Annotated in this window: 13 protein-coding genes; 7 read left to right on the top strand and 6 right to left on the bottom strand. The window is 72.0% G+C overall.

The annotated features are described in order from the left end of the window. Positions 1–68: 68 nt before the first annotated feature. Together ITJ54_RS16065 and ITJ54_RS16060 are read right to left on the bottom strand one after the other, a co-directional pair. Positions 69–1,001 carry a quinone oxidoreductase family protein gene (locus tag ITJ54_RS16065; protein WP_194630000.1) on the bottom strand — a complete coding sequence of 311 codons (933 nt, stop codon included), beginning with the start codon at positions 999–1,001 and terminating at the stop codon, positions 69–71. Between the two features lie 74 nt (positions 1,002–1,075). Next, positions 1,076–2,374: an ice-binding family protein gene (locus ITJ54_RS16060; RefSeq protein ID WP_194629998.1), complete on the bottom strand. Its 1,299-nt coding sequence runs from the start codon at positions 2,372–2,374 to the stop codon at positions 1,076–1,078. 220 nt (positions 2,375–2,594) lie between these two features. On the opposite strand from ITJ54_RS16060, the gene ITJ54_RS16055 reads away from it, so the two are divergent. Beyond that, positions 2,595–3,575 (top strand): diacylglycerol/lipid kinase family protein, encoded by a 981-nt coding sequence (locus ITJ54_RS16055; RefSeq protein ID WP_194629996.1) that lies wholly within the window; start codon positions 2,595–2,597, stop codon positions 3,573–3,575. 117 nt (positions 3,576–3,692) lie between these two features. On the opposite strand, the gene ITJ54_RS16050 is transcribed toward ITJ54_RS16055, so the two are convergent. From ITJ54_RS16050 to ptsP, 4 genes are all read right to left on the bottom strand, one after another. Next, entirely contained in the window at positions 3,693–4,844 is a 1,152-nt protein-coding gene (locus tag ITJ54_RS16050) for a mannitol-1-phosphate 5-dehydrogenase (protein ID WP_194629994.1), read from the bottom strand. Further along, positions 4,841–5,278 (bottom strand): PTS sugar transporter subunit IIA, encoded by a 438-nt coding sequence (locus tag ITJ54_RS16045; RefSeq protein WP_071270432.1) that lies wholly within the window; start codon positions 5,276–5,278, stop codon positions 4,841–4,843. The genes ITJ54_RS16050 and ITJ54_RS16045 overlap by 4 nt, the downstream gene beginning before the upstream one ends. 126 nt (positions 5,279–5,404) lie before the next feature. After that, positions 5,405–6,961, bottom strand: coding sequence for a PTS mannitol transporter subunit IICB (locus ITJ54_RS16040; protein ID WP_194629992.1), 1,557 nt, complete (start codon positions 6,959–6,961; stop codon positions 5,405–5,407). Between the two features lie 163 nt (positions 6,962–7,124). Further along, positions 7,125–8,780: a phosphoenolpyruvate--protein phosphotransferase gene (ptsP, locus tag ITJ54_RS16035; protein ID WP_194629989.1), complete on the bottom strand. Its 1,656-nt coding sequence runs from the start codon at positions 8,778–8,780 to the stop codon at positions 7,125–7,127. 295 nt (positions 8,781–9,075) lie between these two features. On the opposite strand from ptsP, the gene ITJ54_RS16030 reads away from it, so the two are divergent. From ITJ54_RS16030 to ribD, 6 genes are all read left to right on the top strand, one after another. Then, positions 9,076–9,846, top strand: a complete 771-nt coding sequence (locus ITJ54_RS16030) for a DeoR/GlpR family DNA-binding transcription regulator (protein ID WP_194629987.1) — start codon at positions 9,076–9,078, stop codon at positions 9,844–9,846. 66 nt (positions 9,847–9,912) lie between these two features. Then, a complete protein-coding gene (locus ITJ54_RS16025) occupies positions 9,913–10,185 on the top strand; it encodes an HPr family phosphocarrier protein (RefSeq protein WP_194629985.1) in 273 nt (90 codons plus the stop codon). A gap of 127 nt (positions 10,186–10,312) precedes the next feature. Further along, positions 10,313–11,155 carry an exodeoxyribonuclease III gene (locus tag ITJ54_RS16020; protein WP_194629983.1) on the top strand — a complete coding sequence of 281 codons (843 nt, stop codon included), beginning with the start codon at positions 10,313–10,315 and terminating at the stop codon, positions 11,153–11,155. A gap of 39 nt (positions 11,156–11,194) precedes the next feature. Then, positions 11,195–12,205 carry a tryptophan--tRNA ligase gene (gene trpS / locus ITJ54_RS16015; RefSeq protein ID WP_194629981.1) on the top strand — a complete coding sequence of 337 codons (1,011 nt, stop codon included), beginning with the start codon at positions 11,195–11,197 and terminating at the stop codon, positions 12,203–12,205. A gap of 1 nt (position 12,206) precedes the next feature. After that, positions 12,207–12,806, top strand: a complete 600-nt coding sequence (locus tag ITJ54_RS16010; protein ID WP_194629979.1) for a GNAT family N-acetyltransferase — start codon at positions 12,207–12,209, stop codon at positions 12,804–12,806. Positions 12,807–12,854: 48 nt separating this feature from the next. Then, complete coding sequence (gene ribD / locus ITJ54_RS16005; protein WP_194630189.1) at positions 12,855–13,913, top strand: bifunctional diaminohydroxyphosphoribosylaminopyrimidine deaminase/5-amino-6-(5-phosphoribosylamino)uracil reductase RibD; 1,059 nt, start codon at positions 12,855–12,857, stop codon at positions 13,911–13,913. The last annotated feature ends 6 nt before the right edge of the window (positions 13,914–13,919 follow it).

Here is a 13,919-nt window from a genome sequence, read left to right as displayed (position 1 = left end):
GTTCTCCCTGTTGGTCGGCTGGTACTCGTGAGAGTCAATCAGAAGCAGGGGTGACCGTGTGGCCCCCGTCAGGGGACCAGCGCGAGCTTGCCGCCCGGGTGTCCGGACTCCAGCAACTCGGCGGCCGATCGCGCCTCGGCGAGCGGGAACGTCCGCGCCACCGGCACCTCGAGCTGTCCGGCAGCGGCGAGGTCGATCAGGCGCTGGCGCACCGAGTCACGGAACGCCTTGCTCTCCGGCTGCGCACCGCCGACGGCGGCGAAGCCGTCCGCTGCCGCGCGCGCCTGGGCCGCGATGGTGACGATCCGGCCGCGGTCGGCCACGAGGGCCAACGAGACGTCGACGGCCTCGTCGGTCCCGACGCAGTCCACGGCCACGTCGACACCGTGCGGTGCGAGGTCACGGACCCGAGCCTCCAGGCCGTCGCCGTACGCGACCCACTCGCCCCCGTACCGGCGCACGGTGTCGGCGCCGCCCTCGGAGGCCGTGCCGATCACGCGGGTGCCGAGCAGTCGTAGCTGCTGCAGCAGGCTGACGCCGACCGCGCCGGAGGCGCCGTGGACCAGGACCGTGTCCCGCCCGGAGGCCCTGGTCACGCGGATGACGTCGGCTGCGGTCGTGCCGGCCAGCAGCAGGTTCGCCGCCTGGGCGTCGTCGAGGGACGCCGGCTTGGCGAACACGTCGGCCGCCGGCACGGTGATCGAGGAGGTCCAGCCGCCGGCGATCCGGAAGGCCACGACCTCGTCGCCGACCGCTCCCCCGCCGGAGGCGATGGTCGTGTCGGGGCCGAGTGCGCTGAGCACCCCGGCGACCTCGTAGCCGATCGGCATCGGGTACGCCGACGGGTCGCCCGCGCGGGTGTGCTTCGTGTCGGCGGGGTTCATGCCGGCCGCACGGACCGTGATGGTGACCTCGCCCGGCCCCGGTTCCCGCACGTCGACGTCCACGAACGCCAGGACCTCGCTGCCACCGGCGCTGGGCGCCACCCACTGCTTCGTCATGTCTCGGAGGCTACGCGCGTGACCGAGAAGAGCCCCGGGCGCTCGCGCGGCCGGGGCTCTCCGTCGTCAGGGGATCAGCCGACGAGGCGTCGTGCCGCCACGGCACGGCGGCGGTGCCGGAGCACGAGCAGGAACGCTCCCACTGCGGCCATCCCGCCGGCGGCCAGCAGGCCGGGGAACGGGTCGGCGCCGGTGAAGGCGAGCTCCGAGGGGCCGTTGCCGCCGCCGGTGCCGCCGGGGACGACCGCACCGGGCGTGGCCGAGGCGCCGGGGGTCGGCACGCCGACCGTCGGCACGGCGGTCGGGACCGTCGGTGTGGGTGTGGCGGTCGGCGTCGGGGTCGGGACGACCGCCGCGGGTGCGACCGGCAGCGGGAAGGTCTGGGTGGCGTCCGGACCGGTGCCGTTGCTGACGGTGATCGTCACCGTGGTGGTGCCCGGCGTGGTGGGGGTCCCGGAGATGACCCCGGTGAGGGTGTCGATCGACAGGCCGGCCGGCAGCGTGCCGTTGTCCGAGTACGTCGGGCGCGGCAGCCCGGTCGCGGTCACGGTGGACGAGTACGGCGTGCCGGCGGTGGCGCCCTCGGGGGTGCCGGAGGTGATCGTCGGTGCGACGCTGGGCTGAGGGGTCCCGGCTGCGGCGCACCCGGTCGGTGCGGTGATGCGGTTGGTGTCGAGGGTCACGGCGGCGTTCCTGGCGAGCAGTCGCCCGGCGATCGTCGCGCCGGTGGTGGCCGTGACGGACTGGTCGGCCAGCACGGTGCCCTGGAACTGGGCGCGGGTACCGATGGTCGCGGAGCTGCCGACCTGCCAGAACACGTTGCAGGCGTTCGCGCCGCCGGTGATGGTGATGCGGGACGCCGAGCCGATGGTCAGCGTCGAGGCGGCCTGGAACACCCAGACCGAGTCGGCGGTGCCGGCCAGGGTCAGTGCACCGTTGTTCGCCAGCGCCAGCTCCCCGCCGCGGTAGACGCCGGGGGTGAGGCTCAGACCGTTCAGCTCACCGAGGCCGGTCTGGTTCGGCGTGAGCGACGCGGCCGTGTTGTACGCGGTCGTCGTGTCGATCTGCGCCTGGGTGGCCGGGGCGTCGGTCTGGTGGGTCTCGCCGTTGACCGCGCCGTTCGGGGCGCCGCCGAACCCGGTGATCGAGGTGCCGGGCGACAGGCCGAGGTCACCGTTGACCACGGTGGGGCCGGTGTTCGTGACCGTGCTGGCGCCGAGCACGCCGTAGCTCGACGCGGTGCCGAGGTTGACCGGCCCGTCGATGACGGTGGCCGCGGTGGCGGATGACGCCGACCCGAGGGCCAGGACCGCAGCGAGCCCGATCCCCGTCGTGACGATCGCGAACGGACGGATGGGATGTGTGCTGGCCATGACAGGCCCCTGCCTGTGATCGGTGTGCACCGGCGGGTGTCGTCGACCCCCACGTGCTTCCCGGTGAACGCAGTCTCAGGGACACGGCGCGGTGTCTGGGGTACGAACGCCCAGAGATGACCCGTTCGGGGGGTGTTGCTGGGCGCGGAACGTCTCGCTCGTGCGCATGACGTCCCGAGGACAGCCGGGGGATGACGTGCCGTCCACTACAGTCGACGCGATGCCGCACGACGAGCCCGCCCTCGGTCCCGACCACCGCCTCGCCCTGGTCGTCAACCCCGTGAAGGTCGACGTCGGCCTGCTGCGGTCGACGGTCACGACCGCCGAGACCGAGCACGGATGGGCGCCCAGCGCCTGGTTCGAGACCGACGCCACGGACGACGGCCGCGGGGCAGCGCGGGCGGCGCGGGCATCGGGAGCCGACGTGGTCCTGGTCGCCGGCGGGGACGGCACCCTGCGGATCGTCGCCGAGGAGCTCCGCGGCTCCGGCGTCCCCGTCGCCCTCCTGCCCGCCGGCACCGGCAACCTCTACGCGCGGAACCTCCGCATCCCGCTGAACGACGTGCGCGCGTCGGTCCGCGCGGCCTTCACCGGGACGGACCGACGGGCCGACGTCGCACTCGCAGAGCTGACCGACGCCGAGGGGACCGTCGCGCACCACGCGTTCCTGGTGATGGCGGGCATCGGACTCGACGCCAACATGGCGGCGAACACCAGCCCGCGGCTCAAGAAGCGGTTCGGCTGGGTGGCGTACTCCGACCCGATCATCCGGTCGGTGATCGGCAACCGGCAGGTCGCCGTCCGCTACCGGCTCGACGACGCCCCGGCCAGGACCATGCAGGCGCACACCCTCATCGTGGGCAACTGCGGCACGCTGACCGCCGGGGTCCTGCTCCTGCCCGACGCCCGGCCGGACGACGGCGTGCTCGACGCGGTCGCGTTCCAGCCGAAGCGCGCCATCGGCTGGAGCGGCGTCGGCTACGGACTCTCCCTGAACCGGTTCTTCCACCGCACCCGGTTCGGCCGGCTGCTCGCCTGGGTCCTGCCCACGTCGAAGACGCTCCGCTACACGAGCGCGCGGTCCTTCGACCTGGCCCTCGACGCGCCGGAGCAGCTGCAGCTCGACGGTGATCCCTTCGGCACGGTCGTCGCCGCGCGCATCACGGTCGACCACGACGGCCTCACGATCCGCGTCGCCTGACGGGCGTCGCCGGACGGGATGGTCGCCGGACGGGGACGGTCGCCGGTGGCGACCCGGTGACGGACGGGAGGCCCGGTGCCAGCTGGCACCGGGCCTCCCGTCCGTCAGGTGGTCACGTCAGGAACGCGCGGTGTGCACCCGGTCGGTGAACGCGGCGTGCAGCGGGTGCTCGCTGGCCAGGCCCGTGATCTCGGTCGCCACGTCGGCGTCCGCACGGTCGGAGGCGAGGAGCGCCTGCAGCTCGACGCTCTGCTCGTCGTCGGCGACGTCGAAGCGGAGCGCGGCGCCCATGGCGTCGAGGAGCGCCACCGGTTCGGTGCCCTCCTCGGCGAGGGCGGCGGCCGGTGAGACGAACCGTTCGTCGCGGGACAGCTTGCGCAGCGGCTGGCGGCCGACGCGCGTGACGGTGTCGGGCAGGTGCGGGTTCTCGAAGCGCGCGATGATCGCGGCCACGTAGGCCCGGTGCACCTCGGGGTCGAGCTCGTGGCGACGGACCAGCAGGTCGCTCGTCTCACCGAGCACCGACTCGAGTGCGGAGCGCACGGCCGGGATCGCGATCGCGTCGGAGATCTTGTCCGCCCCGGCGAGGAAGCCGTGGTACGCGACGGTGGCGTGCCCGGTGTTCACCGTGAAGAGCTTCCGCTCGATGGACGCGGCGAGGCCGTCGACGTAGTGCGCGCCGGGGATCTCCGGCTCGGTGCCGTGGAACGGCGTCCGGTCGATGGCCCACTCGAAGTAGGTCTCGACGGTGACGTCGAGGCCACCGCCCTCGGGCTGCGCCGGGACGATGCGGTCCACGGCCGTGTTCGCGAAGACGGCCTTGGCGAGGCTCGCGTCGCGGACGTCGGCGGGCAGGGCCTCGACGACGAACTCGCGGAGGCGGTCGGTCGCGTTCAGGGCGTTCTCGCACGCCATCACGGCGATCGGCGCGGCGTCGGCGTCACGCTGCTGGAGCGCAGCGGCGATGACCGGCGCGATGAACTTCAGGACGTTCGGCCCGACGGCGCAGGTGACGATGTCCGCCGTGGCGATCTCGGCGACGACGGCCGGCTCGTCCTGCGCGCTGTTGAGCGCACGGAAGTTCGTGACCTCGTGGTCCTGGGCGCCGGTGCCGACCTCGTGCACGGTGTACGAGTCGGCGGCCGCCAGGGCGTCGATGACCGGGGCGGCGACGTCGGCGAAGACGACCTCGTAGCCGGCCTCGTGCAGCAGGAGCCCGACGAAGCCGCGGCCGATGTTGCCGGCGCCGAAGTGGACGGCGGTGCTCACTCGTTGACCTCGCCGAGGATCGCCAGGATCGCCGCGGTGTCCGGGGCGTCGGTCAGCTTCTGGACCTCGTCCTCGTCGGAGAAGACGATCGCGATCTTCGACAGGATGTCGAGGTGCTCGTTGTTGACGCCGGCGATGCCCACCACGAAGCGGACCTCGTTGCCGTCCCAGTCGATCGGTGCCGCGTAGCGGATGAACGACAGCGCCGAGGACTTGATGGCGTCCTTCGCGTCGTTCGTGCCGTGCGGGATGGCGAGGAAGTTGCCCATGTAGGTCGAGACGGTCTTCTCACGCTCGAGCATGGCCGGGTAGTAGTCGCCCGTGACCGCGCCGGCGGCCTCGAGGATCTCGGCGGCCTCCTTCATCGCCTCCGACTTCGTCGGGGCGGTGTCCTCGGTGTGGATCCGGATCTGGCTCTCCTGCAGGACGGGCATCTGTGGTTCTCCTCGGTTCGTGGAAGTGGGAAGAGGGGGCGGTTGCCCGCCCCCTCTCCATCGTGCACTCGCTGACTGGTCGTGGACCGGTCAGTGGGTCGGGCCGCTGGTCGGACCCGGTCGGCGCTACTGGTTCTTCAGCTGGTCGACGACCTGGTCGTACTGCGGGGCGTTCATGAAGTTGCCGACCGACACGTGCTGCGCGTTCGGGTTCTTCTGCTTCGCGCGGGGGGTGAGCTCCTCCTGCGTGATGATGAGGTCCTCGTCACCCGACAGGTTCGCGATGGCCTTGTTGACGACGGTGACGCCCTCGATACCGGCCTTCTTGATCTTGTTGCGGAGGACGCTGGCACCCATGGCGCTCGAGCCCATGCCGGCGTCGCAGGCGAAGACGACGTTCTCGACGCGGGTCGCCGTGGCGGTGCCGGAACCGACGCCACCGAAGGCCGCCTCGGTCTCCTCGTCGTTGCGGGGCGCGTTGTTGCCGAGCAGGCCCGAGGTCGCGGCGTTGACGTCGCGGCCCTTGTTCGCCTGGAGCTTGGCCATCGCGGCGCTCATGTCACCGGCGTTGCCGGCGGCGAGGTCGCGCTTGCGGGTGGCGATGAGGAAGAAGGACGCGACGGCGAAGGACACCGCGGCCGACAGGATCACCGAGAGGATGACGCCGAGGAAGCTGTTGCGCTCCGTGGCGCCGAGCACCGCGAAGATCGAGCCGGGCGACGCCGGGGCGACGAGGCCGGACTTGAAGGCGACGTTCGTGGCGACACCGGTCGCACCACCGAGGATGACGGCGATGAACAGGATCGGCTTCTGCAGCACGTACGGGAAGTAGATCTCGTGGATGCCACCGAAGAACTGGATGATGATCGCGCCGGGAGCGGTCGAGCGGGCGATGCCGACACCGAAGAAGGTGAAGGCGAGCAGGATGCCCAGGCCGGGGCCGGGGTTCGCCTCGAGCAGGAACAGGATGCTCTTGCCGGACTCCTGGACCTGCTGCGCGCCGAGCTGGTCGAGCACGCCGTGGTTGATCGCGTTGTTGAGGAAGAAGACCTTGGCGGGCTCGATGATGATGCTCGCGACGGGCAGCAGCGAGTGCTGCACGAGGAAGTTCACGGCGTCGCCGAGGCCCTCCGCGATGAGCTTGAACAGCGGGGCGAGCCAGAAGAACCCGATCATCGCGAGACCGAAGCCGAGGATGCCGGCCGCGTAGTTGTTGACGAGCATCTCGAAGCCCGGCTTGATCTTGCCGTCCCAGATGCGGTCGACCTGCTTGATCAGGTAGGCGCCGAGCGGGCCACAGATCATCGCGCCGAGGATCATCGTCGTGCCGCTGGCACCGATGATGACGCCCATGGTCATGATCGACCCGACGACGGCGCCGCGGGTCTCGTAGACCATGCGGCCACCCTGGATCGCGATCGCGAGCGGGATGAGGTAGGTCAGGATCGGGCCGACGAGTCCGACGTTCGCCACGCCGTTCGTCTCACCGAAGCCGCCGAGGATGCCCACGGGCGTCCAGCCGGTCTCGATGAAGAAGGCGGTGATGATGCCCCACGCGATGAAGATCGCGATGTTGGGCATGACCATGCCGGAGAGGAACGTGCCGAACTTCTGAACGGCGACGCGTGCGCCACCCCGCGACTGGGCGGGGGCGTCTGGCGCTGCAACGGACGACGTTGTCATGTGCGGTGACTTTCTGTGTGGTGGTGCTGCTGCGTGGAGGGGACGGGTTGGAGCTGTTCGGTGCGGGTCGTGCTGGGTGGTGCGGGTCGTGCTGGGTGGTGCGGGTCGTGCTGTGTGGTGCGGGTCGTGCTGTGTGGTGCGTGTCGTGCTGGTTGGTGCTGGCTCAGGCGGCGTGCGCGGCCGCCGCGGCGGACTTCGCGGCCGCCGCCGTGGACGTGGCGAGTGCCGCCCGGGCCATCTCGCGGGCCTCGTCGAGCGTGTGCCTGCCGAGTTCGGCGCGCACGTCGGCGAGGGCCGCGGGGGTCATGGAGAGGGTGGTGGCGCCGAGGCCGACGAGCACGACGGCGAGGAGCGGGTCCGCCGCGGCCTCACCGCAGATGCCCACGGCCTTGCCGACGTCGGCTCCGGCGCTGCCGAGCTGCGCGACGAGGCGCAGGACGGCGGGGTGCCAGGGGTCCTGGTAGCTCGCGACGGTGCCGAGCATGCGGTCGGCGGCCATCGTGTACTGGGTCAGGTCGTTCGTGCCGATGGACACGAAGTCGGCGGAGACGAAGACCTGCTCGGCCATCAGCGCGAGCGAGGGCACCTCGGCCATCACGCCGGCGGTGCGGATGCCGAGCTCGCGGGCCAGGTCGACGAAGTACTCGGTCTCCTCGGCGTCGGCGACCATCGGGGCCATCACCCAGAGGTCCGCCTCGGTCTCGGCGTCGGCCTGGGCGAGCGCGGTGAGCTGGTCGCGGAGCACCTCGGGGTGGTTCCGGAGCGCCCGGAGTCCACGGCGACCGAGCGCCGGGTTCTCCTCGTCCTTGTCGGTCAGGAACGGCAGCGGCTTGTCGGCACCGGCGTCGAGCGCGCGCACGACGACCTTCTTGCCGGGGAACGCCGCCAGGAGCTGGACGTACGAGGCCTTCTGCTCGTCGACCGTGGGCGCCTTCGGGGAGTCGAGGAAGAGGAACTCGGTGCGGAAGAGCCCCACGCCCTCCGCACCGAGAGCGACGGCGCCCGCGGCGTCGGCCGGGCTGCCGAGGTTCGCCAGCAGCGGCACGACGTGGCCGTCGGCCAGGGCACCGGCGGTCAGGGGGGCAGCGGCGGCGGCGAGGCGGTCGGCGATGCGCTGCTCGACGTCGGCGACGAGCTCGGCGGAGGGTTCGGTGACGACCGTGCCGGCGGCGGCGTCGACCACGACGGCCTGCCCGTCGGTGAGGTCGTCCGCGCCGGTCACGCCGACGATCGCCGTGATGCCCTTGGCGCGGGCCAGGATCGCGGTGTGCGAGGTCGGACCGCCGTCACGGGTGACGAGTGCGAGGACCTTCTCGAGGTCGAGGAGGGCGGTGTCGGCCGGCGCGAGGTCGCGGGCGACGAGGACGAAGGGGGTGTCCGACTCGGGGACGCCCGGGGCGTGGACTCCGCGGAGCTTGGCGACGATGCGCTGGGCGACGTCGTCCAGGTCGGTGGCACGCTCCCCCATGTAGCCGCCCATGCCGACGAGCAGGTCGCGGAACTGCGCGAAGGCCTCGTACACGGCGCGCTCGGGGTTGGTGCCGCCGTCGATGCGGGCGTGCACGTCGTCGAGGAGGGTGGGGTCCTGCGCCATGAGCGCCTGGGCCTCGAGCACGGCCTGGGCGTCGCCACCGGCGAGCTGTCCGCGCTTGGTGAGGTCCTCGGCCACGGCGGCGAGCGCTGCGTCCACGGCCTGCTTCGCGTCGTCCGACGAGCCCTCGAGCGGTGCGGTCGACGGTTCGCCGAGCGGGGCCGCCATCCGGAGCACGGTGCCGTGGGCAACGCCTCGGCCGACGCCGGTTCCGAGCAGTTCGGACATTCGAGACTCCTTCATCTCACGCGCGCTTGCGGTGGGGACTGGTGGTTCTGTGCACAGCGACACGAACGGACCACGCCCGTGCGGCTTGGAGCACCATACCCCGATCCGCGTTGACAAACAAACACATCCGGGGATAAAAATGCACAAACAGATGCCCGTTTCGGTCTGACCTGCCCCCACTTCGGGCCGCTGCCCGTCGGCGAGCATCCGTCCGTGTCCGTTCCGCCCCGAAGTGGTCAGCTCCTGCTCCGAGGCGGTCAGCCGGATGCCGCCACCCACGAGACACCGAGGTCCGATGTACGCACCAGAGCGCCACCAGCGCATCGTCGAGCAGGCCCGTGCCGCGGGCCGCGTCGACGTGAAGGACCTCGCCGAGCTCCTCGAGGTCACGCCGGAGACCATCCGGCGCGACCTCACCTCGCTCGAGCGCCGCGGGCTCGTCCGTCGTGCCCACGGCGGTGCGATCCCGGTCGAGCGGATCACCCTGCACCCGGGCGTCGGCGACCGCGGCGGCATCAACCAGCCGGAGAAGATGGTGATCGCCGAGGCCGCGCTCGAGGAGCTGCCCGAGAACGGCTCGGTGATGATCGACGCGGGCACGTCGACGATCTGCCTCGCCGAGATGCTGCCGACCGACCGCGGGCTCACCGTCGTCACGCACTCGCTGCCGGTGGCGATGGCCGTCGCGAACCGCCCGGGCATCGACCTGCACCTGCTCGGCGGGAACATCCGCAGCGACTCGCTCGCGGGGGTCGGCACGTGGACGCACCAGCTCATCGGGATGGTCAGCGTGGACGTCGCGTTCATCAGCATCAACGGCATCACGCCCGAACGCGGCCTGACCACGCACAACGTCGCCGAGGCGGCCGTGAAGTCCGCGATGATCAAGGCAGCCAGACGGAGCATCCTGCTCGCCGACCACACGAAGTTCGGTCGCGAGGAGTTCGGCCGCGTCGCCCCCCTCGCCGCGATCGACACGATCATCACCGACCCTGCGGTCAACCTCGACCTGGTCCGCGAGGTCGAGGCCGCCGGCGCCGAGGTCTTCTGGCCCGGCCGGTCCTGACCGTCGGGGTTCCCCGACCACCGGCTCGCTAGCATGGGCCGACCATCTCGTCGAAGGAGTTCATCGATGTCCGAAGCCACCCGCACCGTCACCGTCGCCAGCGGATCCGGTCTGCACGCCCGCCCGGCGTCGCTGTTCGTCCAGAGCGTCACCGCGTCCGGGCACCAGGTCACGATCGCCAAGGGCGAGAAGTCGGCCAACGCCGGCAGCATCCTCGGCCTGCTCGGCCTCGGTGTCGAGAACGGCGACGAGGTCACGCTCACGGTGACCGGCGACGACGCCGAGACCACCGCTGACAGCCTGGTCGAGTTCCTGAAGACGGACCACGACGCGGCCTGACCGCACGGGTCGCGGTGACCGCGACCTGCGTCCCCGACGGGAGGCCCGGTGCCAGCTGGCACCGGGCCTCCAGTCGTTCGCTGCCCACGTCCGCAGGGTGTCGGCCACCGCCGATAAGGTGTTCTGCATGACACGCCTGCGCCTCGCATCCGTCAACGTGAACGGCGTGCGCGCCGCCTTCCGCAAGGGCATGGGCGACTGGCTGGCGACACGCGACGTGGACGTCCTCGCCCTGCAGGAGGTCCGCGCGTCGAGCGACGACCTGACCGGGCTGCTCGGCGACGAGTGGGACGTCGTCCACGACCCGGCCTCGGCGAAGGGCCGCGCCGGCGTCGCCATCGCCTCCCGGCACCGTGCGCACGTCCACCGCGTCGAGCTCGGCCCCACGGAGTTCGACTCCGCCGGCCGCTGGCTCGAAGCCGACTACGAGATCGACGGCACGACGGTCACGGTCGTGTCGACGTACGTCCACTCCGGGGAAGCCGACACCCCCAAGCAGGACGAGAAGTGGAAGTTCCTCGACGCCATGACCGCCCGGCTGCCCGCGGTCCGCGCGCACAACCCGCTCGCGGTCGTCGTCGGCGACCTCAACGTCGGGCACGACCCGCGCGACATCAAGAACTGGAAGGGGAACGTCAAGCGTGCTGGCTTCCTGCCGCGGGAGCGCGCCTACTTCAGCCGCTTCTTCGGCGCGGACGGCGAACCCGTCGAGGGCGCTGACGGCTCCACGGGGCCGGGCCTCGGCTGGGTCGACGTCGGCCGTCAGCAGGCCGGCGACGTCGACGGGCCCTACACGTGGTGGTCCTGGCGCGGGCAGGCCTTCGACAACGACTCCGGCTGGCGCATCGACTACCAGATGGCCACGCCCGAGCTCGCCGCGAAGGTCCGGACCTACACGGTCGACCGCGCCGACGCCTACGACCAGCGATGGTCCGACCACGCCCCCGTGGTCGTCGACTACGAGCTCTGACCCCGCTCCCCTTCTCCGTCCAGGACTGGAACCAGCACCATGACCAACCCCCGCACCTTCTCCGGCATCCAGCCCTCCGCTGGCTCGCTGCACCTCGGCAACTACATCGGCGCGCTCATGCAGTGGCGGGACATGCAGGACGACCACGACGCGATCTTCTGCGTGGTCGACATGCACGCGATCACCTCCCCGCAGGACCCCACCGCCCTGCGTGAGAACACCCGGCGCACCGCGGCGCAGTACATCGCCGCCGGCATCGACCCGGAGCGATCGACGCTCTTCGTCCAGTCGCACGTGCCGGCGCACGCCGAGCTGGCGTGGGTGCTCAACACGCTCACCGGGTTCGGCGAGGCGAGCCGGATGACCCAGTTCAAGGACAAGTCGGCCCGGCAGGGAGCAGAAGCGGCATCGGTCGGGCTCTTCACGTACCCGATCCTGATGGCCGCCGACATCCTGCTCTACGACGCCCAGGTGGTGCCCGTCGGCGACGACCAGCGCCAGCACGTCGAGCTCACCCGCGACCTCGCCGGACGCTTCAACTCCCGGTTCGGCGACACGTTCGTCGTGCCGGAGGCCCGGATCCTCGCCGACACGGCGCGCATCTACGACCTGCAGGACCCGACCAGCAAGATGAGCAAGTCCGCAGCCTCCGACTCGGGCCTCGTGCTGCTCCTCGACGAGCCGAAGCGCACCGCGAAGAAGATCCGGTCGGCGGTCACGGACACCGAACGCGAGATCCGCGCCGACCGCGCCGAGAAGCCCGGTGTGACGAACCTGCTGGCGATCCTGTCGGCGTTCACGCGCACGCCGGTCGCCGAGCTCGAGACCGCGTTCGCGGGCAAGGGCTATGGGGACCTCAAGGGCGAGGTGGCCGACGCCGTCGTCGCGGAGCTCGAACCCGTCCGCGCCCGCACGCTGGAGCTCCTCGACGACCCGGCCGAGCTCGACCGTCTGCTCGCCCTCGGCGCCGAGCGTGCCGAGTCGATCGCGACCGAGACCCTCGCCCGCGTCTACGACCGCATCGGGTTCGTCCCGCGCGTCCGGCGCTGACGTGCTCCCCGTCACGCTCGAGTCCGAACGGGTCCGCCTCGACGTCCCCACCCGCGCGGACACCGTCGCGATCACCGAGGGCTGCCAGGACCCCGAGGTGGTGCGCTGGACGACCGTCCCCACGCCGTACCGCCCGCAGGACGCCGCCGCCTTCGTGGACGCCCTCGTGGGGCCGGGGTGGGCGTCCGACCGCGAGTACACCTGGGCGATCCGCCGACAGGGCTCCATCTGGCTCGAGGGCGTGATCTCCTTCCGCACCGCCCACCGTGACCTCGGCTTCTGGCTCGCTCCGGGAGCCCGCGGGCAGGGGCTCGTGCACGACGCGGTCGCCCTCGTCGTCGACTGGGCCTTCGACCGTGGCGCGCCCGACGTGTACTGGGAGTGCTACGTCGGCAACGTGGCGTCGGCGGACGTCGCCCGGCGTGCGGACTTCTCCTACACGGGCACCGGCACCGCGAACATCCCGAACCGGGACGGCTCCCCCGCGTCGGCGTGGAAGGGGCTCCGTCGGGCCGACGGCGCCCCGGCGTCCGACCTGCCGTGGCCGTCCGAGTCGTACGCTCCGGGCAAGGCCCCAGGGGCCGACCCGGCGTCCCGGTAGTCTCGGCTCGTGGACAGCAGGGCAGTGTCGGAGACCGAGGTGCGGGCCATGCGCCGGGCGCTCGAGCTCGCGGCGCTCGGCCCCGTGCTCGGTGACCACGCCCGCGTCGGTGCCGTCGTGCTCGACCCCGACGGCACCACCATCGCCGAGGGCCACCACCGTGGTGCCGGCACCCCGCACGCCGAGGTCGACGCCCTGTCGCAGCTCACGCCCGAGCAGCAGCGCGGTGCGACGGTCGTCGTCACCCTCGAACCCTGCGACCACGTCGGTCGCACCGGCCCGTGCTCCGTGGCGCTCATCGACGCCGGCGTCGCACGGGTCGTCTACGCCATCGACGACCCGGGTCCTGCCGTGCACGGCGGTGCCGACCGGCTGCGTGCCGCGGGGGTCGACGTGGTCTCCGGCGTGCTCGCCGACCAGGCGACCGCGTTCCTCGAGCGCTGGCTGACCTCCGTCCGGCTGGGCCGCCCGTGGGTGACCGTCAAGTGGGCGTCGAGCCTGGACGGCCGGGCCGCGGCAGCCGACGGGTCGAGCAGGTGGATCACCGGCGCCGCGGCGCGACAGCACGTCCACGAACAGCGCGCCGCCCACGACGCCATCCTCGTCGGCACCGGTACCGTGCTGGCCGACGACCCCTCGCTGACCGCCCGCGGTGACGCCGGCGAGCTCCTCGCCGACCAGCCGCTCGCGGTCGTGCTCGGCGACCGCGCCGTCCCGGCCGACGCCGCCGTCCGCCGCCACCCGCGCGGGTTCCTGCACCTCCCCGGACACGACCTCGACCGTGCACTCCAGGCACTCGCAGCCGAGGGCGTCCGCACCGTCTTCGTCGAGGGCGGCCCCACCGTCGCCTCGGCGTTGCTCGCCGCAGGACTCGTCGACGAGGTGCTGGCCTACGTCGCCCCGGTGCTGCTCGGCGGCCCGCGGGTCGCCCTCGGGGACATCGGCGTGGGAAGCATGCGCGACCGTCTGCGGTTGGACGTACTATCGACCACCAGCCTCGGCCCCGACCTGCTGGTGCGTGCCCGGCCGGCCGCCGCTGTCCCCACACAGCCCCCCGGACCCGTGCAGCATGACGACGGGGCCCGTACCGACCGGAGCACCACATGACCGACG

Origin of the sequence: Curtobacterium sp. VKM Ac-2865 (assembly GCF_015350905.1) — a bacterium.
In the GTDB taxonomy this organism is placed as follows: Bacteria; Actinomycetota; Actinomycetes; order Actinomycetales; family Microbacteriaceae; genus Curtobacterium.
Note: the sequence above shows the minus strand (reverse complement) of the source record. Positions and strands in the feature narration are given on the sequence as shown.

Excerpts from the sequence above, each read along its gene's own strand:
- ITJ54_RS16020 (WP_194629983.1), top strand. The coding sequence starts at position 10,313 with ATGACACGCCTGCGCCTCGCATCCGTCAACGTGAACGGCGTGCGCGCC.
- ITJ54_RS16040 (WP_194629992.1), bottom strand. The coding sequence starts at position 6,961 with ATGACAACGTCGTCCGTTGCAGCGCCAGACGCCCCCGCCCAGTCGCGG.
- trpS (WP_194629981.1), top strand. The coding sequence starts at position 11,195 with ATGACCAACCCCCGCACCTTCTCCGGCATCCAGCCCTCCGCTGGCTCG.
- ITJ54_RS16055 (WP_194629996.1), top strand. The coding sequence starts at position 2,595 with ATGCCGCACGACGAGCCCGCCCTCGGTCCCGACCACCGCCTCGCCCTG.
- ITJ54_RS16025 (WP_194629985.1), top strand. The coding sequence starts at position 9,913 with ATGTCCGAAGCCACCCGCACCGTCACCGTCGCCAGCGGATCCGGTCTG.
- ITJ54_RS16045 (WP_071270432.1), bottom strand. The coding sequence starts at position 5,278 with ATGCCCGTCCTGCAGGAGAGCCAGATCCGGATCCACACCGAGGACACC.
- ptsP (WP_194629989.1), bottom strand. The coding sequence starts at position 8,780 with ATGTCCGAACTGCTCGGAACCGGCGTCGGCCGAGGCGTTGCCCACGGC.
- ITJ54_RS16065 (WP_194630000.1), bottom strand. The coding sequence starts at position 1,001 with ATGACGAAGCAGTGGGTGGCGCCCAGCGCCGGTGGCAGCGAGGTCCTG.
- ITJ54_RS16030 (WP_194629987.1), top strand. The coding sequence starts at position 9,076 with ATGTACGCACCAGAGCGCCACCAGCGCATCGTCGAGCAGGCCCGTGCC.
- ribD (WP_194630189.1), top strand. The coding sequence starts at position 12,855 with ATGCGCCGGGCGCTCGAGCTCGCGGCGCTCGGCCCCGTGCTCGGTGAC.
- ITJ54_RS16060 (WP_194629998.1), bottom strand. The coding sequence starts at position 2,374 with ATGGCCAGCACACATCCCATCCGTCCGTTCGCGATCGTCACGACGGGG.